This is a genomic window from Mucilaginibacter pedocola (assembly GCF_002013915.1).
In the GTDB taxonomy this organism is placed as follows: Bacteria; Bacteroidota; Bacteroidia; order Sphingobacteriales; family Sphingobacteriaceae; genus Mucilaginibacter; species Mucilaginibacter pedocola.
In genome coordinates this window covers 17,539-37,701 of sequence record NZ_MBTF01000002.1, presented here as the reverse complement: position 1 = coordinate 37,701, position 20,163 = coordinate 17,539, and the positions used below count along the sequence as shown (strand labels likewise).

The following is a 20,163-nucleotide window of genomic DNA, read 5'->3' as shown; positions in this document are numbered from 1 at the left end:
GTTATCAAACGCCCTACGGTTTAGCAATTGGCACGCTAAAAAATACTCAACTGCGGATCGGTAATGCGGAAAGTTTTACGATGGTATGGCGTATGCCCCAGCTCAAGCACGGTTTTACGGTGGCCAGTTGTGGGGTAACCTTTATTGCTGTGCCAGTTGTATTCGGGGTGCTCGGCGGCAATTTGCTTCATGTAATCGTCGCGGTAGGTTTTGGCCAATATAGATGCCGCCGCAATGCTGAAGTATTTACCGTCGCCCTCAATGATACAGGCGTGTGGCGTAGTGCCGTATTTGTTAAATCGGTTACCATCGATGATGAGAAACTGCGGCTCCAGATGCAGTTTGGCAATAGCACGGTGCATGGCCAGGAAAGAAGCATTGAGGATATTGATCTGGTCTATCTCGTGGTTATCGCACCAGGCTACCGCATGGGCAATGGCACGTTGTTCTATCTCGGCCCTTAGCTCATACCGTACCTCTTCCGATAGCTGCTTAGAATCGTTGAGTAGTTTATGTTCGAAATCATTGGGCAATATTACCGCCGCGGCAAATACCGGGCCCGCAAGGCAGCCACGGCCGGCTTCATCGCAACCTGCCTCAATAAATTCGTGTTGGTAACGGGATAGCAATACCCGTTTTATATCCTGTTTCTTTTTCAATGGTTACAAATATCATTGATCCGCCTTAATTGTACAAACTAAGGCTTACAACGGATGTTAATTTACTATGCGTATACTAAAGGGTATAATTATTTTATGGATGAGCTTGTTCATATTTGCAGGCTTTGCCCAAACGCCGCCTCCGCTGCCGCATGGTACGGTGTTCGGTATCAAACCAAATGATATCGGCCCCATAGCTGCAGAACAGCTCGAGCCGTCTATGGCCAAAAAAACACGTGTCACCACAGCCATACGTGGCAAAATTATACGCGTAACCAAAAGCAAAGGCGGCTGGTTCGAAATAGACGGCGGCAAAGGGAAAGTTATTGCCGCCCATTTTAAGAATTACAATATCAGTTTACCCAAAGCTCTTCGCGGCCGGGTGGTTATTATAGAAGGCGTGGCTCAAAAGCAATTTATTGCCGATGATATGCAGCATTTTGCCGGCGATACGGTTGTTGGCAAGAAACAACATATGGTAAATGCGAACCCAAAACAGCGGCTGGCCTTTGAGGTGAGAGGATTAATGGTGGATAAGTAACCGGTTTGCAGTAGGCAGTTGTCAGTTTGCAGAAAAGTCGATTCAAAAAAAAGCGATGGGTTTGAAACCCATCGCTATAGAATATTTATTTAATTCTTTGTTTACTTACGCAAACCTTGCTTCTTTAGTTAAAGCAGATGGCTCGAGGGCCAGATCGCGGGCAAAAAGGTCTTTTACCTTTTGCACTACTTCGGCGCGGTTAACGCTCGATGCGTCGCGACGGCATTTAAGATAGTGCTCGCGGGCAATTTTTTCGGCCAGATCGCCAACTGTTTTAACTTTTAGTTCTTTACCAAAGCGGCCGGCAAGCCTTAAGCCTGCAATAGAAACAATTAAGGCCAATGTAGCTATGGTACTATTTACCCAAAACAGGGCGATAGATGCCACCAATAGTAAACCGAATGTCCACACTATCCAGGGTTTTGGTTGCAACAGGTTCATATGAAAACCCATCTCTGCTTCTATATCAGCTACAACCTCTATACGGTTATCGCGCGGGAAAAGGTCGCAAAGCTTAGTTTGTGGCTTTACCAGGTATTTTTCATCCGGATTACGGGCGTTTATAGCGCTGCGCAATTTGTAGAAGGCCTGCTGCGTAGTGCAGCTGTCGGCATGTGTTTGTTTTACTTTGGCAACCACTACGTCGCACAGGGCGCCGAAGGTTTTTGCCTCTTTCAGGTCGTCGTCGCAAAAAGCAATATCGAACGACTTTTCTATCTTAACTAACACATCGCTGATCTCGTCAGCATCAACATTGTTTAAATTATACGCCGAAGGGGTGGCGTTCTTAACGTTCAGTTTCAATACGATATAACTAAATTAAACCTTCGTTTATTGCATTAATGGCATGCAATAAACAACATATCTTTGAAATTCGCAAAACGAATGCCAAATTATTTGCTCAGGTACATTGATTTTTCTTTGTACAAATGCCTGAAATACGGGTCCTGCAGGTTAGGTATAAACCTGATAGCCTCACCGGTCGATTTCATTTCAGGGCCCAGCTCTTTGTTCACTTCCGGGAACTTATCAAAAGAGAAGATTGGCTCTTTAATGGCATAACCCCACAGCTTGCGCTCAATGGTGAAATCTTTCAGTTTGGCTACACCCAGCATTACTTTGGCAGCAATGTTAATGTATGGTACATCGTAAGCTTTTGCAATGAAAGGTACCGTACGCGATGCACGCGGGTTGGCTTCAATCACATAAACTTTATCATTTTTCACCGCGAACTGGATGTTCAGCAAACCGCGTACGTTCAACGCACGTGCGATCTTTTCGGTGTATTGTTCCATTTGTTCAATAACGGTATCGCTCAGGTCGAACGGAGGCAGTACCGAGAACGAGTCGCCAGAGTGTATACCGGCAGGTTCAATGTGCTCCATCATACCAATAATGTGTACATCGTCGCCATCGTGGATAGAGTCAGATTCGGTTTCGGCAGCACGATCCAGGAAGTGGTCGATCAGCACGCGGTTGCCTGGCAGGTTTTTCAGCAGGTTAACTACCGCTTTCTCCAGGTCTTCATCGTTTATCACAATGCTCATGCCCTGGCCGCCTAATACGTAGCTTGGGCGTACCAGCACAGGGTAACCAACTTCGTGGGCCACTTTCAATGCTTCTTCAGCACTTTCGGCAACACCATATTTAGGATATGGGATATCAAGGTCTTTCAACAGGTCAGAGAAACGGCCGCGGTCTTCGGCAATATCCATATCGTTGAAATCGGTACCGATAATTTTGATGCCGTGCTGGCTCAGTTTTTCGGCCATTTTCAGCGCGGTTTGGCCGCCCAACTGAACGATAACGCCCTCCGGCTGCTCCAGGTCGATTATCTCGCGCACGTGCTCCCAATAAACCGGCTCGAAGTACAGTTTATCCGCCATGTTAAAGTCGGTAGAAACCGTTTCGGGGTTACAGTTAACCATGATGGCCTCAAAACCGCTTTCTTTAGCGGCCAGCAAGCCATGCACGCAGCTGTAATCGAACTCGATACCCTGGCCAATACGGTTAGGGCCCGAACCTAATACGATGATCTTTTTACGATCGGATACGATAGATTCGTTCTCGCCTTCGTAAGTTGAGTAGTAGTATGGTGTTTTTGCAGCAAACTCGGCAGCGCAGGTATCCACCATTTTGTATACCCGGCGTATGCCCAATGCCTTGCGGCGCTGATAAACCTCTTCTTCGGTTACGTTGCCCAGTATGTATGATATCTGGGTATCCGAGAAGCCTTTTTGCTTAAGGGTGAAGAAGAAATCTTCGGGAATATTATTCAGTGAATAACGGCGAAGTTCGTTCTCCATGTTTACCACATCCTGTATCTGGTTAAGGAACCAGCGATCGATCTTGGTGGCCTTGCGGATAGATTCAACAGGCACACCCAGGCTCATGGCATCGTAAATGTGGAATAACCTGTCCCAGCTTGGTTTTTCCAGGCTGTGCATAATTTCTTCCAGGTTGCGGCTTTGGCGGCCATCGGCACCAAGGCCGGCGCGGCCAATCTCTAAGCTTTGGCAGGCTTTCTGTAAAGCTTCGATGAAGCTGCGGCCTATACCCATTACTTCGCCTACCGATTTCATCGTTAGGCCAAGCTCGCGGTTAGCGCCTTTAAATTTATCAAAGTTCCAGCGAGGGATCTTTACAATAACATAATCAAGCGTAGGCTCGAAGTATGCCGAAGTAGTTTTAGTGATCTGGTTCTCTATCTCGTCCAGATTGTAACCAATGGCCAGCTTGGCAGCAATTTTTGCAATTGGGTAACCGGTAGCTTTTGATGCCAGTGCCGATGAACGCGATACACGAGGGTTGATCTCGATAGCGATAATCTCTTCGTTAGCCGGGTTTACCGAGAACTGTACGTTACAGCCACCAGCGAAGTTACCAATGGCGCGCATCATTTTGATGGCCTGGTTGCGCATTTCCTGGTAGCAACGGTCGCTCAGCGTCATGGCCGGGGCCACGGTTATCGAGTCGCCGGTGTGTATACCCATCGGGTCGAAGTTCTCGATAGAGCAAATGATAATTACGTTGTCGTTATTATCGCGCAGCAACTCCAGCTCGTACTCTTTCCAGCCCAAAACAGCTTGCTCTACCAATACCTCGTGGGTTGGCGATGCTTGTAAGCCGCGGCTCAAAGCAGCGTCGAAATCTTCTTTTTTGTGTACAAAGCCTGCGCCTTTACCACCCAGCGTGTAGCTTGGGCGAATAACCAGCGGGAAGCCGATATCCTGTGCGGCCTCTTTACCCTCAAGGAAAGAGTTGGCAATTTTTGAAGTAGCAACACCTACGCCTATATCAACCATCAGCTGGCGGAAGGCCTCGCGGTTTTCGGTTTTTTCTATAGCGGCAATATCAACGCCTACTATTTTAACACCGTATTTTTTCCAGATGCCTCGCTCGTCTGCCTCTATACACAGGTTGAGGGCCGTTTGGCCGCCCATGGTAGGCAACACAGCATCTATTTGCTGCTCGTTAAGGATCTTCTCGATGCTTTCGCAGGTAAGGGGCAGCAGGTAAACATTATCGGCAATAACCTTATCCGTCATAATAGTGGCGGGGTTGCTGTTAATAATGGTTACGGTGATGCCTTCGTCTTTAAGCGAAAGGGAGGCTTGCGAGCCTGCGTAGTCAAATTCGCATGCCTGGCCAATAATAATAGGGCCGGAGCCGATGATCAGGATGGATTTGATGGAGGTATCTTTGGGCATAGGGCTTTTTTTAATTAAAAAGTTCTAAGTTAAGAAGTCAAAATGTATCAGTACGATAACGTTTTTTCCTATGCACAGAAGGCGGAATTCCCGACTCCTGTGTCGGGGTGCAAAGATACGCTTTGTTGATATATTTAAAGCTTTTTTTTACAATTAATAAAACGACTTTACATTGGCTTAAAATTTACTTAAAACGCGGTATTTTAGATAGGTAGCTAACCGCAGTTCAAAATATAATTCTGTACAGGTTTAGCGAATCAACGAGGGCTCGTGTTATAAATTACTGGTAGTTCTTGATAACTATGCATGGAGCATCAAAACTAATTCGCATTTATAACGTAATATTACTTTGTAAACCCTTCCCCGCCATCATGAAAAAGTATGTATTCGTTTTTGTTGCGTTTGCATTGGTTTTTGCAAGCTGCGGTACTGTGCAATCTATCATCAAATCAACCTTCCCCTACACCACCACGCTGGTAATACCGGCATCGTCGGGAACGGGCACTACCCTTACGGCTGTAAGCCAGGGCAGTAGTTTCGACCAGAATTTTACAAAAAACGGCAACAGCACGCGTGTAAACAATGTGCGTATCGTATCAGCAAAAATGACGGCCATGGTACCCTCCGACTTTAACATTGGCAACCTTACATCAGCCAAAATTTATATGGCTAAAGCCAACGGCGATGGCGAAGTGTTGGTAGCATCACGCACCGACATTGGCGCAAACAGCGGAAACAGTATCACTATGGATATTGATAACAGCCACTTTTTAGACGAACTGGTGCGCGAGAAAAATGTGCGGATAAAAATGGTTTATCAACTGGGTAACAAAATAACCCTGGATGCCAGCCTGAGGGTGGTTTTGGGTATTGCCGCCGATCCGGTACAGTAAACCTTATTGTAGTTTAAAGTTTATCGGCACGGCATAGGTTACTTTTACCGGTTTACCAAAGCGCGTACCCGGTATCCAGGCGGGCGATTTTTTAAGTACCCGTACGGCTTCGGCATCCAGCCCGGGGCTAACCGAGCGTTGTATCCGGATATCGCTTATACTGCCATCTTTTTCTACAATAAATTGCAGTATCACTATCCCCTCTATTTCGTTTCGGCGCTCATCTTTGGGGTAAACCATGTTTTTGCCAAGGAAACGCCCAAAGGCGGGAAGCCCTCCGTCGAACTTTGGTGCGGTAGCGCGCTCCCTGTTGTAGGTGAATGTTGCGCCTGCGCTGTCAACGGTGTTGCCCGATAGCAATGCCCCGTCTTTATAGGTTTCGGTAAAAGTAAGCTTCAGGTTCTTTTCTGTGCCTTTCCAGTTGCCGTCGCGTTTGCCATCTTTGATGGGGCCCTCTTCGTTAATGTAGGCAAATTTGTCATCAAACCCCTTATAATACCCTTGCCCGTCGGTAATCTGTGGTTTTCCTAGCGAATCAAGGTTAGCCACAATCAGGTAATTAACGGCGAAATGGTTTTCGTTGGTTGTGGTAATACTGTCAGGGTATTTCAGTTGGCGGTATAGCTTACCGTTGGGGTAAAATTCATAGGCACTGCCCACTGCGCCCTTGTCACCATACTGGTACCTGCTTTTGGGGTTGCCGTTTTCAAAGTAGTTAACCGTTTGCCCCCTATAACGCGGCGGGTTTATATGGGTAGACTTCCCTACTGTTTTCTTATTGCCGTTTTTGTAATATTCAGCAACATTGTAAAGCAGCGAGCCCGAATCGGGCGCGCTTACTATTCGTACATAATCGGCACTATCGCGGTTGGCTATGTATCTGCCGCTATTCTTCAGGTAAAAAACGCTCACCTGTTGGGCACAGCAAACAAATGTTGCCCCAAGCAACAGGGCTACTAATACAAGTTTCATTGAAATAAAGCAGAGGGTTTAAGGCCTCTAATTTATTTAATTAATTTGTTATTCGAGTCGGGAAATACCAGGATGGGTTCGTAATTGCGGGCCTCTTCGGCTTCCATGTAGGCGTAGCTCATAATGATCACAACATCACCCACTTGCGCCAGCCTTGCGGCTGCGCCATTAAGGCATATGGTGCCGCTACCACGTTCGCCTTTTATAACATAGGTTTCAAAGCGTGCGCCATTGTTGTTGTTAACAATTTGTACTTTCTCGTTGGGGATAATGTTGGCGGTTTCTATCAGGTCTTCGTCGATAGTGATGCTACCTACGTAGTTCAGCTCTGCCTGAGTCACCTTTACGCGGTGAATTTTAGATTTTAAGATCTCAATTATCATAATTAACTACTATATCAATAATTCGTCCATCTTAAAGGCAAATTGCTGCCCAGGGGGTTAAAAATGACGGTGCAAAGATAAGAGTATTTTTTATTAGCAGGAATGTTAAATAGTTTGATAACTAAAATTTGATGCCTCGGTAATTTTGACATAGACGGCTAAAACACAATTGTGCACTGTCAAAACCATCAACCTATTTTATCAACACATTATCTATCAGCCTGGTTTTGCCAACTTTGGCAGCAGTTAAGGCTACTATGCTGGTGCTGTGTTCGTCGGCAGGCAATAGTGTAGTGCCGTCGGCAACCTCAATGTACTCGGGTTGTACGCCGGGTTCGGCCTGTAGCATAGCCATCGCCTGTTGCTCAAGCTCGAAAACGTTATGGATGTCGAAATTGTCTTTAAGCCAGTTTAGTGTTTGCGATAATACCAACGAGTGCTTGCGGTCATCAGCCGTTAGGTGGATATTGCGCGAGCTCATGGCCAGGCCATCTGCTTCGCGCTCTATAGGGCACATCACCATTTTTACGGGTATACCCAGTAATTGTACCATGCGGCTCACTACCAAAAACTGCTGGTAATCCTTCTGCCCCATATACAGGTTGGTTGGCTTCACAATATCAAGCAGTTTATACACTACCTGCGTTACGCCCTGGTAATGCCCGGGACGAAACTCGCCCTCCAGCAGAAACTCCAGCTGGCCTATGTTGAGGTGCCAGTTTTCGTTGCTGCCATATATTTCGGTAACGGGCGGGTTAAACAAAATATCGCAGCCTGCTGCCTCAAGTTTGGCAATATCTGCTTCTATGGGGCGAGGGTATTTATCTAGGTCGGCGGGGTCGTTAAATTGAGTGGGGTTTACAAAAATGCTGCAAACTACCACATCATTGCCGGCCTTGGCCTGCTCTATAAGCGAAATATGGCCGCGGTGCAATGCGCCCATAGTGGGTACAAAGCCTACGGTTTTGGTAGATAATGTGCCCAGGTATTGCTGAAGCGCGTCTCGGGTGTCGAATATTTTCAATGTATTCAGGGCTGAAAAAACTTGCCAAAGGTGGCTAATTCATTAAAAATTACCAAATAGGCTTGCATAATTGGTTGCCACTTGATATAATAATGCTTATATTTGCAGACTCAAATTTTTTGACTTCTTTACATTTTAAAATTCTGATTTAGTGATGGGTAAATCTAAGCTTTTGTTCATAACTCATGAAATGTCGCCTTTCCTCGAACTCACAAAAATTGCCGAAATAACCCGCCAACTCCCGCAAGCTATGCAGGATAAAGGCTACGAAATTCGTATCCTGATGCCGCGTTTTGGTAATATTAATGAGCGCAGGAACCGCCTGCATGAGGTGATACGCCTATCAGGCATGAACATCATCATCAACGATAACGATAACCCCCTGATCATAAAAGTAGCTTCGATACCTGCTGCACGCATGCAGGTTTACTTTTTAGATAACGAGGAGTACTTTCAGCGTAAACACGTTTTTAACGACAAAGACGGTAAGTTTTACGCCGATAACGACGAGCGCACTATCTTCTTCTGCAAAGGTGCTTTAGAAACCGTTAAGAAACTGGGCTGGGCCCCGGATGTTATCCACTGCCACGGCTGGATGAGTGCATTGGTACCTGCCTACCTGAAAACTACTTACAAAGACGACCCAACTTTCAAACACTCTAAAGTAGTTTACTCGATATACGAGAACGAGTTTACCGAAAAAATGGATGCCGATTTTGCACGCAAAGCTGTAATGGGCGACATGACCGAAGAGCACACCGAAGCTTACAAAGAGGGAACCAATTCGGCCCTTTATGCAGGCGCTATCCAGTATAGCGACGGCATTGTGCTTGCCAGCGAAAACATTGACGCCGATGTGTTAAATAATGTTAAAAACAGCAATAAATCGGTTATGGATTACGTTTCCACTGCAGATTTCGAAAATTATTACAATTTTTACGACGAAATCACCAACGACGAATTGGTGCATGTTGCATAAGCTAAACGGATATATGAAATTTTTTAAATTAGGCTTATTAACCCTGTTAATAAGTCTTTTTATTTTGAGCAGCTGTAAAAATCAGGATGGTATTGGTTTGGGTGTTGAGCCCGGCAATCAATTAGACGGCAGCTTAATTGCAGATACAAACGTAGTTGTTACCAATGTTTTAGAAGATTCGAGCTCTACTAACGGGCTTGTGCGTACGCCGCTGGCCTATTTTAAAGACCCGGAGTTTGGCGTAACCGAATCTAACATTGCTGCTCAGCTAACTTTGCCTGGCAGGGCCGCTTACACGCTTACCGATAGTGCTTATGTAGTGGATTCGGTTGTATTGGTGATGCCCTACGCCGAAGGTTTTTACGGAGATTCGCTGACTTCTAAATTTAAATTGGATGTTCATCAGCTCAACGAGAAATACGAAGCCACTACCTACTACAATACTAAAACCTGGGATTACAATTCTGCGCTGCTTGCTACTAAAACATTTATAGCACGCCCGCACGATACTTTAAAAATAACCAGTATTGTTGATGGTGCTGCCGATACACTTATAAAAGTTAGGCCGCAGTTGCGGATACCTTTCAGTACAGCCTTTATCAACAGCCAGTTACTTAGGGGCGCTCCCGCTGCCAACAGGGCATCAACCCTTGCCTTTCAAAACTCGGTAAAAGGGCTTTATTTTACTTTGGATAAGGCAGGCACTACAGGGCCGGGTGGTAACCTGATGTTCCAGATGGATTCGACCCGTATTGATATTTACATGCGGGTGGGCACTAACACTATTGATACAACTATGATTACCGTGCCCGTATCGCAGCACATGGCATCGGTAAAACATACCTATAGCGCAAATGTGCAGGCGGCATTAAATAAAACATCTACCGATGGGCTTATTTACCTGCAGGGGCTTGCCGGCTTAAGGGCAAAACTTGAGTTTCCGGACCTGAAAAATAAATTCGCGGCATTAGGCAGCAATGTGATCATTAACCGCGCCGAAATAGTTGTTACGGCACGTACGGGTACTACTATTCCGTACCGACCGCTTGATAAGCTAACTTTATACCAGCTGGACCTTGCCAAGCAGCGCATACGCATACAAGATGCCGACTTAAACGACCCAAGGGGCGGCAATGGCCCAACCTACTTTGGTGGTTATTACAATAAGGCCAACGGCGAGTATCACTTTTTAGTTACCGGTTACATACAAGACCTTCTGAGGGGCAAAACGGTTGATTATGGTACGTATTTAGCTCCTGTAGACCCGGCATCGAGCACTACGGTAAATATAAACCCGGTATTAACCTATGCCGAGCGCACCGTAATTTCGGGTAAAAACTCCCCTTCGCGTGTTAAGCTTAATATTATCTACACCAAGATAAATCAATAGTTTTTATACAACTTATCTGCAAAACCAATGTTTATTATTTAATGAACATTGGTTTTGCTGCATTAAGGCTATTTTTGCAGCCATACATCTAAACTTTAAATTATGTGCGGCATTGTTGGCTATATAGGCTTCCGGGATGCATATCCCATCATTATAAAAGGGTTACACCGCTTAGAGTACCGCGGTTACGATAGCGCCGGTATTGCACTGGCCGACAAAGGGCTGAAGGTTTATAAGAAGGCCGGTAAAGTGGCCGACCTGGAAAACTTTGTTAAAGGGCTTGCCTTTAATGCCACTGCAGGCATGGGCCACACACGCTGGGCCACCCACGGCCCGCCAAGCGACCGCAACTCGCACCCCCACTCCTCGGGCGACCGCAAGCTCACCATCATCCACAACGGTATTATCGAAAACTACGCCACGCTGAAAAACGCACTGGAAGCAAAGGGGCACACCTTTAAAAGCGATACCGATACCGAGGTGTTGATACACCTGGTGGAAGATATACAAAAAACTACCGGGCTTGATTTGCAGGAGTCGGTTAGATTGGCGCTTAACCGCGTAGTTGGTGCTTATGCTATTGTAATTATGAGCGCCGATAGCCCTGATGAGCTAATAGCCGCCCGAAAAGGCAGCCCAATGGTAATTGGTGTGGGGAAAGGCGAATACTTTATCGCGTCAGATGCTACGCCTATTGTTGAGTACACCAAAAACGTTATTTATTTAAATGATAACGAGATTGCTTTTATTAAGCGTGACGGGCTGCTGATCAAAAATATTGATAACACCATACAAACCCCCTATATACAGGAGCTATCATTAAAGTTGGAGATGCTGGAAAAAGGCGGCTACGACCACTTTATGATGAAGGAGATATACGAGCAGCCCCGCTCTATCCGCGATTGCCTGCGCGGGCGCATTTACCCAAATAAGGGCTTGGTGCAGTTGGGTGGTATAAAAGAGTATGCAGACAAAATCAGAAACCTCGACCGCATTATTATTGTGGCATGCGGTACATCGTGGCATGCCGGGCTGGTGGGCGAATACCTGATAGAAGAGTTTGCCCGTGTGCCGGTAGAGGTTGAGTATGCGTCTGAATTTAGGTACCGTAACCCTATCATCACCTCAAAAGATTTGGTAATAGCCATATCACAGTCGGGCGAAACGGCCGATACCATGGCGGCCATTGAGCTGGCTAAGGAGCGTGGCGCCACTATATTTGGTATTTGCAACGTAGTGGGGGCATCTATACCAAGGCTTACCCACGCCGGCGTTTATACCCATGCCGGCCCCGAAATTGGCGTGGCATCCACAAAGGCCTTTACGGCGCAGGTGACGGTATTAACGCTAATGGCTTTTTACATAGCCCAGCAACGCGGCACCATTACTCAAGGCAAACTGGTAGAGTACCTTACCGAATTGAATGAGATACCCGACCTGGTGAAGCTTGCCCTGCAAACCAACGACCAGGTGAAAGCTATAGCCGAGCGCTTTAAAGATTCGCCTAACTGCTTGTTCCTGGGCAGGGGCAGCTCGTTCCCGGTGGCGCTGGAAGGTGCCTTAAAGCTTAAGGAGATTTCATACATCCACGCCGAGGGCTACCCTGCTGCCGAAATGAAGCACGGCCCGATTGCATTGATAGACGCCGATATGCCGGTGGTATTCATAGCCACCAAAAACTCATCATACGAAAAAGTGGTGAGCAACATACAGGAAGTAAAAGCACGCGGCGGGCACGTAATAGCCATAGTATCTGAAGGGGATACCGACGTACGCGAAATGGCGGAATACGTAATTGAGATACCGCACACCGACGAAACCTTTGTGCCATTGTTAGCGACGATACCATTGCAACTTTTGGCTTATCACATCGCCGTAATGCGCGGCTGCAACGTGGATCAGCCGCGGAATCTGGCAAAATCGGTAACGGTGGAGTAAATTTAGATAGGAGACGTGAGATATGAGATTTGAGACGGGAAATCTCCACTCATGCAACGTTACAACTTGATCAAAGCGGAGCGATAAATTATATCGTTCCGCTTTTTTATGTTGAATGTTTATCTCAAATCTAAAACAATAGTCGCCATCGATATTTTAATTAACTTTGCATAGTTAAAATCTATCCACCTGTATAAAGCATGACCATTACGCAATTAGAATACATAATAGCTGTTGATACCTACCGCAGTTTTGTGGGTGCCGCCGAGAAGTGTTTTGTTACCCAGCCCACGCTGAGCATGCAGGTGCAAAAGCTGGAAGATACGCTCGGCGTAAAATTATTCGACCGTACCAAGCAGCCCGTTGTACCTACCGAGATTGGCGCCGAAATTATTGCACAGGCACGCGTGCTGCTGGCCGAAAGCGAGAAGATAAAAGAGATAATAAGCGACAGGCAGAAAGACCTTGCAGGCGAACTGCGTGTAGGCATTATCCCCACGGTTGCGCCCTACATCCTGCCAAAGATAATACAGGGTTTTGTAGATAAATACCCGGCTGTGAAGCTGATTGTTTGGGAGCAAACCACAGAACAGATCATCCAGCAATTAAAAATGGGTACGTTGGATTGCGGCATACTCTCCACCCCCCTACACGAAAGTACACTGGTGGAGGTGCCGGTTTTTTACGAAAATTTTGTGGCTTACGTATCAAAAAATAGTGCACTCTCTAAAAAGAAGAACATAGCGCCCGATGATATTGATATGGAAGAAATGTGGGTACTTAACGAAGGCCACTGTATGCGGGAGCAGGTATTAAACATTTGCAACCGCCGCAAAGCTACCAAAGGCTACCAGCATTTCGAGTACAATACCGGCAGCGTAGAAACCCTGAAACGCATGGTGGATATGAATAATGGCGCTACCATTTTACCCGAATTAGCCCTTGCAGACCTTAACGAAAAGCAATTAGATAAAGTGCGCTACTTTAAAAGCCCCGAACCCGCACGCGAAGTAAGTATTGTGATGCACCGCAATTTGCTGAAGCGCCGAATGATAGAGGCTTTGAAAAACGAGATATTGGCTTTTGTGCCGAAAAGGCTGAAGACCAAAAAGAAGAAAGAGATAATGGATATATAATGTCATTTGTCATGCTGAGGAACGAAGCATCTATTCGCAACATTGCAATGTCGAAATGCAATGTGGCTATTAAATCCTTCGCTCTCGCTCAGGATGACAAAGGTGTAAGATGAAACGTAAAACTATTCGTTCGTAACCACTTTCAATGCCTCGCGAATTTTTTCAGCAGTTGCCGCCAGTTCTTCCTGCGACGGCGACAGTTTAGGGCGAGAAAAATTCATATCATCTACCCTGTTCATCGGGATGAGATGAATGTGTGCATGCGGAACTTCCAGGCCAATAACGGCTACGCCCACCTTTTTGCAGGGGATGGCTTTCTTTACACCAATAGCTACGATCTTGGTGAATATCTGTAACTCATTATAGGTCGTATCGTCCAGGTCGAAAATGTAATCTACCTCTTTTTTAGGGATAACCAGCACATGCCCCTCGGCAAGCGGGCTGATGTCTAAGAACGCCAGAAAATCATCCGTTTCGGCAACTTTATGGGCGGGTATTTCGCCTGCTATTATTTTTGAGAAGATAGTCATAGGTGAATAGTTGATTGAGTTTATTGGTGAGTGGTTAACGGTGTTGGATGAGTAATCATTTAACTACTCACCCAATCAACCATTCACTATCTGCTAATATCCAATATCTCGAATTGCATTTTACCGGCCGGTACTTGTATATCAACGGTTTCGCCAACCTTGCCGCCTAATAGGCCTTTAGCAATAGGTGATGTTACCGATATCTTGCCCGATTTCATGTCAGCTTCGCTTTCCGATACCAATTGGTAGGTCATGGTAGCGCCGTTTTTCACATTCTTAATTTTTACAATAGAAAGCGCCAGCACTTTAGATGTATCTAACTTGCTCTCATCAAGCAAACGGGCGTTTGCAAGCGTTTCCTGCATTTGGGCAATTTTGCCTTCGTGCAAGCCTTGCGCTTCTTTAGCTGCGTCGTATTCGGCGTTCTCAGAAAGGTCGCCTTTATCGCGGGCTTCGGCAATGGCCCTGGCAATGTTGGCGCGGCCGGTAGTTTTAAGCTGCTGTAATTCTTCTTTTAGTTTTTCTAAACCTTCTTTGGTATAGTATGATACCTCTGCCATAGTACTTTTTAATAAAATTATTTACAAAACAGGCCAAAAAAAACCGCCCCACTATTTTGTATAAATAGAAGAGCGTGCTGGCCTTAAAAACAAACAAGACTACGTCGGCCGGGCCTGCATAGTCTTGTTTAGTGTAAAACGAAGATAAGGTAATAAAGTTTTAATATCCAAATTTATTAGCACCGATTTCACCGATTTAGGGCGATTCCACCGATTTCTTTTGATCGGGATTTCACCGATTTAGTATTGATTGCACCGATTTGAGCCACTCACTTACTCAACAACTCACTACTCACCAACTTCTCCACCATTACCTCGCTTATTTTACGGTAGCTGTCAAATGTCCAGCCGGCCACGTGGGGGCTTAGGAGTACTTTGTTGCTTTGGCGCAATTCGTCGAACCAGGGCTGTTCGCCAAGGGCGGGGAATTTTTCAACCTCCAGCACATCCAGCCCGGCGCCTATAATTTTATTTTGTTTGATAGCGTTGAGCACCGCGCTGGTTTTTACCACCTTGCCGCGCGATGTATTGAGCAGGAATATAGGCTTGCGGAAATGGAACAGGTACTCGTCGTCGACCAGTCCGTTGGTTTCGCGGGTTAGCGGTATGTGGAAGCTGAGTATTTCGCTGTGTTTTACAATTTCTTCCATGCTTACTTCGCGGGCATAGGCGTCGCTGAAGCCGGTTTTGTATTTATCGTATGCAATTACCTGCACACCAAAGCCCGAGAGTTTGCGGGCGAAGCTTTGCCCCATGTGCCCGTAGCCTATAATGCCTACCGTTTTGCCTTTGAGTTCGTGCCCGCGGTTTGCCTCGCGCTGCCAGCTGCCCGCGCGTATTTGCGCATCGCCAATGTTAATGTGGTTCATGAGTGACAACAGCAAACCAATGGCATGCTCGCCTACAGCATCGCTGTTTCCTTCGGGCGCGTTAATAAGGGTGATACCGCGGGATATGGCATATTCCTCATCAATATTGTCCATACCCGCTCCCGCACGGCAAATAAAGCGGAGGTTCGGTGCACCGTCTATAACCTCGCGGCTCACCTGGAATTTCGAGCGGATGACCATACCATCGTAATTGTTGAGTATGGCGAGGGCTTCGTCTGTTTTTATGGTTGGCTGATAGTCGCAGGTGTAACCCGCAGCTTCGGCGCGTTCTATGAATATAGGGTGTATATCGTCTACTATGAGGATGTTGTTTTTCAAGGTATTAAAATTGTGGAAGGCAAAATTACAAAAATGTCTGAATCAGAATTTTCAGGATTTTAGAATGAACAGAATTTATTACTGTACTGTGAATAAACAATAAACCTCATCGTGCCAAGGCATTCTGGAAATCCTCTAATTCCGTAAATTCTGATTCAGATAAAACTGGCACGTAAATAGCAATAACCTTATTAGCGGGCAATTAACCCGCGCATTAACCATGAAACTGCCATTTAAGCGTACGCGCGCAAATATAAAACAATACGCCGAAAAGCTATCGCACGATGGCTTTAAACAAATATTCGACCATATAGACCAGTTGAACATTAAACGCGGGGTTGATAAATTGGGCCTGGAAAAATTCATTAACCAGTGCGCTTACCTGGCTGCAGGCTCGGGAGCCGTGGCGGGTAGTGGCGGTGCTATTACCATGCTGGTAGGTATGCCGGTAGATTTTGTGAACCTCATTACCCAACAGTTTAGGGTTACCATGGCCATTATGTATTACAGCCGTGGCAGCTACAAAATAACCTTTGAGGAATTTATGAGCCTGGTTGCAACATCGTTTAAAGTTGAAGCAGGCGTGGCCATGACCAAATCTGTAATGGAAACCGTTGCCGAAAAACTACTGCTTGCCTTTGGCGTACGTACCGCTGAACGGTTGATACCCGTTGTAGGTGCCGTTATCGGCGGTACGGCCAACTACCTTTTTGTAAAACGCATGGCACAATCGGTAAAGCTGTCGCAAGGGTTAAAAGGACCGGTAGAAGAAAGGGTGTATTAAAACCTACTCATCGCGCAGGGCTTTGACCGGTGGCACCATGGCTGCGCGCAAAGTGATGAAGGCTATGGTACCCATGGATATTAATAGTAAGATCATTATCGGCACAATAAATTGCCACCAGGTAAGAGCCGACCTAAAAGCATAGCCATTTAGCCATTGTTTAATAAATATATAGGCGGCCGGCAAAGCTAACAAACCGGATAGTGTAACCAGTTTTGCAGCATCAAGTGTGAGTATAGATACGATATTACTTGCCGATGCTCCCAAAACTTTACGTACGCCTATCTCTTTGATGCGCCTTGCGGTTGAGTAAGCCGTTAAACCGAACAAGCCCATGCAAGCGATGAAAATCGCGACTGCCGAGAAAGCGAAAAACAGCTTGCCGAATTGCTGATCTTGTTGATACTGGCGGTTATAAAAATCATCCAGGAAAAACCAGTCTAAAGACGATTCGGGGAAGTAATTGTTCCAGTTTTGTTTAAGCGATGATACTATGCGCTCAGGGTTATTGCCATTGAATTTAATAGAAAAGTATTTGGTGGGGAGCCAGCCCAATGCCGGGTCCATAAAAAGTACAACCGGCGTATAATCTTGCTGAAGCGATTGCTGATGGTAATTTTTTACAACACCAATAACCGGGTTGGGGCTTTTCTCGTTAGTTTCCAGCCAAACCTTTCCTCCTATTGCATCGGCATTCGATGCAAAACCGAATTGCTTTACTGCGGCTTCGTTCAAAATAACACCGGTAGAATCTGAGGGTCGGGCTTTATCGAAAGCCCTACCGGCAACTATTTGCAGATCGTAGCTTGTAATAAAATCATGGTCGGCTTTCAGCATTTCATATAAATGCTCATCGGTTTTGGGGGCGCCAAATTTACGGTTAGCTAAAAATTCGCCTACTGCTTTACCGGGTACCGCCCCCGACACCGATACGCTTTTTACCCCCGGGATATTTTTGAGCACCTGTTTAAAGCTGGCCACCTTTGCATTATAATCGGGCGTGCTAACCGGGGCTTTCACCACGAACGTTTCGCTGATAGAAACGCCCAATTGCTGTTGGCTCATAAAGCTGATCTGGCGGTAAACAGCTACCGTACCCGCAATTAATATAATTGATGCAGCAAATTGCAGCCCCACCATGGCTTTGCGCAGCCATGCCCCGGTTGCCGAAAAACTGTACTTGCCTTTTAAAACACTTGCGGGCTGCAAACCCGAAAGTAAGATAGCCGGATACAGCCCCGAGAGTAGAATGCTGCCTATAAACACTAACCCAACCTGCACAAAAAGCGGCGCGTTAAACAGCAAACCGAATGAAACGCTATTACCCAATAATTGCGGCAAGTATGCCTGCGCTACCCAAACTATCAATAGTGCCAGCACCAACGAACAGGAAATAATAATAACCGATTCGAACAAAAATTGCAGCAAAAGCTGCAACGAGTTTGCGCCGTTAACTTTGCGTATGCCCACCTCCCGCGCACGGTCGATAGCTTTAGAAGTAGCCAGGTTTATATAGTTAACGCAGGCGATGAGTAAAATAACGTAAGCAATAATATTCAGGAAGGTTACCGCCACACGGTTGCCTTTGGCTTCTATCTCGTATTGCTTTGCAGGGTTTAAATGGATAGTGGTAAACGGTACAAGCGTAATGGCCCAGCGAAGGTTCCGCATAGATTCGGCTGTTTTATACCGTTCTGCCAATGCCGGGAACTTTGCCTCTACACTTTTGGTGCCTGCACCGGGTTTCAGTTTCAGGAAGGTGTAACTTTCGTGGATGTACCAAAAATCTCTGAAATACTCAGGCGTGCTGAGCCATGAAATAAGAAAATTGAACTGCATGGTAGAGTTCTTCGGCACATCTTTAAAAACGCCGGTCACCATGCAATTGATCTTACCGCCCGATACGCTTACCTCTAAAAACTTGCCTATCGGGTCGGCATTGCCAAAATATTTATTAGCTGCCGATTCGGAGATGGCAATGGTATTTGCCTCGTTTAAAATATGGGTTTTGTCGCCTTTTATCAGTGGATACGAAAAGAAAGAAAAGAAGTTGGTGTCGGCAAAGCAAACATGCTCTTCACGGTATTTGATATTGTTGTAACGCACTACCCGCTCCGAACCATTGAAATTGATACGAACGATGGAACTTATCTCGGGGAAGTTATCCTTCATGGCGGTGGCATAACCATTGGTGCTGGTCGGCCAGCTGCTGGTGAGATTATCGCCGTTATAAAAACTACTCTCTACGCGGTAAATGCCATCAGCACCATCAAACTGCCTGTCGAAACTTTTTTCGAAGTTAACGTAGGCGCTTATCAGTATATACGCGGCTATGCCCAGCGTTAGCCCGCCAATATTTACAAAGGTGTAAGTTTTGTTTTTGAACAGCGTACGGCGGGTAATGAGCAGGATGCTTTTAAACATGGTGTGTTAAATTGAAGGAAAGCCAATTTAACAAAAAAAGCCGGATTACCTCGCTGCCGTTATCTCATTCGTCAGCTTCACAAAATCAGCCACACTCAATCGCTCGGCCCTCAGATCAAGCGTAGCGTTATCGGCCATTTTTTCTTTATTGATGAGCGATGACAGTGCGTTGCGCAATGTTTTGCGGCGTTGGTTGAAACCTGCTTTCACTACCTGCCAAAACAGTTTTTCATCGCAATCCAGCGTTTCCGTTTCGTTGCGGGTAAGGCGGATAACTGCCGAAAGCACTTTGGGCGGCGGGTTAAATACGCCGGCCTTCACGGTGAATAGGTATTCTACTTTGTAATAGGCCTGCAGGAAAACGCTCAGGATGCCGTACTCTTTACTGCCCGGTTTGGCGGCGCAGCGTTCGCCCACTTCTTTCTGGAACATACCCACTACCTCAACCACTTGTTGGCGGTTATCCAATATCTTAAAAAGTATTTGCGAGGATATGTTGTACGGGAAGTTACCTATCACGGCCATTTTAGGCTCAAAGGTGGCGGCAAAATCCAATTCCAGGAAATCGGCATTGATGAGGCGGGTACCCAATGCCGGGTATTTCTTTTGCAGGAATGCGTACGATTCGGTATCGATATCAATCAAAAAAGCCTCGTACTCGGGCTTCTGTAGTAGGAAGTCGGATAGGATACCCATACCCGGGCCAACCTCCAACACCTGCTTGTATTTATCGCCCTGGCGCAGGCTGTCTACCGTTTTTTGGGCTATATTTTTATCAGTAAGAAAGTGCTGCCCTAAATGTTTTTTTGCTCTTACTAATGTCATTGTGCATTTATATTTAGACAAATTACGGCATATTTGCGCTTTATTAAGGAATTATAAACTTAAAATCTTTTTATTTGCGTAACGAGCGGAAGGCTTAAAGCGCAAAGCATAAAGCAGTTATATATAACCGAATGAAGATTTCAGCCCAGTAGAAACTTTACAAAAAATCAGTGGAATCGAACCAAATCGGTGGAATCATGTCATAAT

Annotated in this window: 18 protein-coding genes; 7 read left to right on the top strand and 11 right to left on the bottom strand. The window is 46.0% G+C overall.

All coding sequences use genetic code 11. The annotated features are described in order from the left end of the window. Window positions 1-35 precede the first annotated feature (35 nt). Window positions 36-659, bottom strand: a complete 624-nt coding sequence (locus tag BC343_RS04465; protein ID WP_238381698.1) for a ribonuclease HII — start codon at window positions 657-659, stop codon at window positions 36-38. Window positions 660-726: 67 nt separating this feature from the next. On the opposite strand from BC343_RS04465, the gene BC343_RS04460 reads away from it, so the two are divergent. Beyond that, complete coding sequence (locus BC343_RS04460; RefSeq protein ID WP_078346538.1) at window positions 727-1,200, top strand: DUF4920 domain-containing protein; 474 nt, start codon at window positions 727-729, stop codon at window positions 1,198-1,200. Window positions 1,201-1,305: 105 nt separating this feature from the next. Here the strand turns inward: BC343_RS04460 and BC343_RS04455 are convergent, their stop codons facing one another. Together BC343_RS04455 and carB are read right to left on the bottom strand one after the other, a co-directional pair. Beyond that, window positions 1,306-2,004, bottom strand: coding sequence for a hypothetical protein (locus tag BC343_RS04455; protein WP_078346537.1), 699 nt, complete (start codon window positions 2,002-2,004; stop codon window positions 1,306-1,308). Between the two features lie 89 nt (window positions 2,005-2,093). Continuing rightward, window positions 2,094-4,910, bottom strand: coding sequence for a carbamoyl-phosphate synthase large subunit (gene carB / locus BC343_RS04450; RefSeq protein ID WP_078346536.1), 2,817 nt, complete (start codon window positions 4,908-4,910; stop codon window positions 2,094-2,096). A gap of 371 nt (window positions 4,911-5,281) precedes the next feature. Between carB and BC343_RS04445 the strand changes: the two genes are divergently transcribed. Then, window positions 5,282-5,803 (top strand): hypothetical protein, encoded by a 522-nt coding sequence (locus tag BC343_RS04445; protein WP_078346535.1) that lies wholly within the window; start codon window positions 5,282-5,284, stop codon window positions 5,801-5,803. Window positions 5,804-5,806: 3 nt separating this feature from the next. Here BC343_RS04445 and BC343_RS04440 read toward each other — a convergent pair whose 3' ends face one another. From BC343_RS04440 to panC, 3 genes are all read right to left on the bottom strand, one after another. After that, window positions 5,807-6,775 (bottom strand): energy transducer TonB, encoded by a 969-nt coding sequence (locus BC343_RS04440; RefSeq protein WP_078346534.1) that lies wholly within the window; start codon window positions 6,773-6,775, stop codon window positions 5,807-5,809. 32 nt (window positions 6,776-6,807) lie between these two features. Then, window positions 6,808-7,158 (bottom strand): aspartate 1-decarboxylase, encoded by a 351-nt coding sequence (gene panD / locus BC343_RS04435; RefSeq protein WP_078346533.1) that lies wholly within the window; start codon window positions 7,156-7,158, stop codon window positions 6,808-6,810. Between the two features lie 193 nt (window positions 7,159-7,351). Beyond that, window positions 7,352-8,182: a pantoate--beta-alanine ligase gene (gene panC, locus BC343_RS04430; protein WP_078346532.1), complete on the bottom strand. Its 831-nt coding sequence runs from the start codon at window positions 8,180-8,182 to the stop codon at window positions 7,352-7,354. Between the two features lie 154 nt (window positions 8,183-8,336). On the opposite strand from panC, the gene BC343_RS04425 reads away from it, so the two are divergent. The 4 genes from BC343_RS04425 (at window position 8,337) to BC343_RS04410 (ending at window position 13,625) form a co-directional block, all read left to right on the top strand. Further along, complete coding sequence (locus tag BC343_RS04425; RefSeq protein ID WP_078346531.1) at window positions 8,337-9,161, top strand: glycogen/starch synthase; 825 nt, start codon at window positions 8,337-8,339, stop codon at window positions 9,159-9,161. A gap of 13 nt (window positions 9,162-9,174) precedes the next feature. Continuing rightward, window positions 9,175-10,551, top strand: a complete 1,377-nt coding sequence (locus BC343_RS04420) for a DUF4270 domain-containing protein (RefSeq protein WP_162276814.1) — start codon at window positions 9,175-9,177, stop codon at window positions 10,549-10,551. A gap of 102 nt (window positions 10,552-10,653) precedes the next feature. Continuing rightward, window positions 10,654-12,489 (top strand): glutamine--fructose-6-phosphate transaminase (isomerizing), encoded by a 1,836-nt coding sequence (glmS, locus tag BC343_RS04415; protein WP_078346529.1) that lies wholly within the window; start codon window positions 10,654-10,656, stop codon window positions 12,487-12,489. Between the two features lie 200 nt (window positions 12,490-12,689). Beyond that, window positions 12,690-13,625 carry a hydrogen peroxide-inducible genes activator gene (locus tag BC343_RS04410; protein ID WP_078346528.1) on the top strand — a complete coding sequence of 312 codons (936 nt, stop codon included), beginning with the start codon at window positions 12,690-12,692 and terminating at the stop codon, window positions 13,623-13,625. Window positions 13,626-13,747: 122 nt separating this feature from the next. On the opposite strand, the gene BC343_RS04405 is transcribed toward BC343_RS04410, so the two are convergent. The 3 genes from BC343_RS04405 to BC343_RS04395 form a co-directional block, all read right to left on the bottom strand. Further along, a complete protein-coding gene (locus BC343_RS04405; RefSeq protein ID WP_078346527.1) occupies window positions 13,748-14,155 on the bottom strand; it encodes an HIT family protein in 408 nt (135 codons plus the stop codon). A gap of 86 nt (window positions 14,156-14,241) precedes the next feature. Further along, window positions 14,242-14,715 (bottom strand): transcription elongation factor GreA, encoded by a 474-nt coding sequence (gene greA / locus BC343_RS04400; RefSeq protein WP_078346526.1) that lies wholly within the window; start codon window positions 14,713-14,715, stop codon window positions 14,242-14,244. Between the two features lie 269 nt (window positions 14,716-14,984). Beyond that, a complete protein-coding gene (locus BC343_RS04395; protein WP_078346525.1) occupies window positions 14,985-15,923 on the bottom strand; it encodes a 2-hydroxyacid dehydrogenase in 939 nt (312 codons plus the stop codon). A 220-nt stretch (window positions 15,924-16,143) separates the two neighbouring features. Here BC343_RS04395 and BC343_RS04390 point away from each other — a divergent pair, with 220 nt between their 5' ends. Beyond that, a complete protein-coding gene (locus BC343_RS04390; RefSeq protein WP_078346524.1) occupies window positions 16,144-16,707 on the top strand; it encodes a hypothetical protein in 564 nt (187 codons plus the stop codon). Between the two features lie 3 nt (window positions 16,708-16,710). Here the strand turns inward: BC343_RS04390 and BC343_RS04385 are convergent, their stop codons facing one another. Together BC343_RS04385 and rsmA are read right to left on the bottom strand one after the other, a co-directional pair. Further along, a complete protein-coding gene (locus tag BC343_RS04385; protein ID WP_078346523.1) occupies window positions 16,711-19,131 on the bottom strand; it encodes an ABC transporter permease in 2,421 nt (806 codons plus the stop codon). Window positions 19,132-19,176: 45 nt separating this feature from the next. Next, window positions 19,177-19,956: a 16S rRNA (adenine(1518)-N(6)/adenine(1519)-N(6))-dimethyltransferase RsmA gene (gene rsmA, locus BC343_RS04380; protein WP_078346522.1), complete on the bottom strand. Its 780-nt coding sequence runs from the start codon at window positions 19,954-19,956 to the stop codon at window positions 19,177-19,179. Window positions 19,957-20,163 lie beyond the last annotated feature (207 nt).

Bases quoted from the DNA above. Each gene is read 5' to 3' on its own strand.
- BC343_RS04460 (WP_078346538.1), top strand. From the start codon at position 727: ATGCGTATACTAAAGGGTATAATTATTTTATGGATGAGCTTGTTCATA.
- carB (WP_078346536.1), bottom strand. From the start codon at position 4,910: ATGCCCAAAGATACCTCCATCAAATCCATCCTGATCATCGGCTCCGGC.
- BC343_RS04445 (WP_078346535.1), top strand. From the start codon at position 5,282: ATGAAAAAGTATGTATTCGTTTTTGTTGCGTTTGCATTGGTTTTTGCA.
- BC343_RS04440 (WP_078346534.1), bottom strand. From the start codon at position 6,775: ATGAAACTTGTATTAGTAGCCCTGTTGCTTGGGGCAACATTTGTTTGC.
- panD (WP_078346533.1), bottom strand. From the start codon at position 7,158: ATGATAATTGAGATCTTAAAATCTAAAATTCACCGCGTAAAGGTGACT.
- BC343_RS04425 (WP_078346531.1), top strand. From the start codon at position 8,337: ATGGGTAAATCTAAGCTTTTGTTCATAACTCATGAAATGTCGCCTTTC.
- BC343_RS04420 (WP_162276814.1), top strand. From the start codon at position 9,175: ATGAAATTTTTTAAATTAGGCTTATTAACCCTGTTAATAAGTCTTTTT.
- glmS (WP_078346529.1), top strand. From the start codon at position 10,654: ATGTGCGGCATTGTTGGCTATATAGGCTTCCGGGATGCATATCCCATC.
- BC343_RS04410 (WP_078346528.1), top strand. From the start codon at position 12,690: ATGACCATTACGCAATTAGAATACATAATAGCTGTTGATACCTACCGC.
- BC343_RS04405 (WP_078346527.1), bottom strand. From the start codon at position 14,155: ATGACTATCTTCTCAAAAATAATAGCAGGCGAAATACCCGCCCATAAA.
- greA (WP_078346526.1), bottom strand. From the start codon at position 14,715: ATGGCAGAGGTATCATACTATACCAAAGAAGGTTTAGAAAAACTAAAA.
- BC343_RS04390 (WP_078346524.1), top strand. From the start codon at position 16,144: ATGAAACTGCCATTTAAGCGTACGCGCGCAAATATAAAACAATACGCC.
- BC343_RS04385 (WP_078346523.1), bottom strand. From the start codon at position 19,131: ATGTTTAAAAGCATCCTGCTCATTACCCGCCGTACGCTGTTCAAAAAC.
- rsmA (WP_078346522.1), bottom strand. From the start codon at position 19,956: ATGACATTAGTAAGAGCAAAAAAACATTTAGGGCAGCACTTTCTTACT.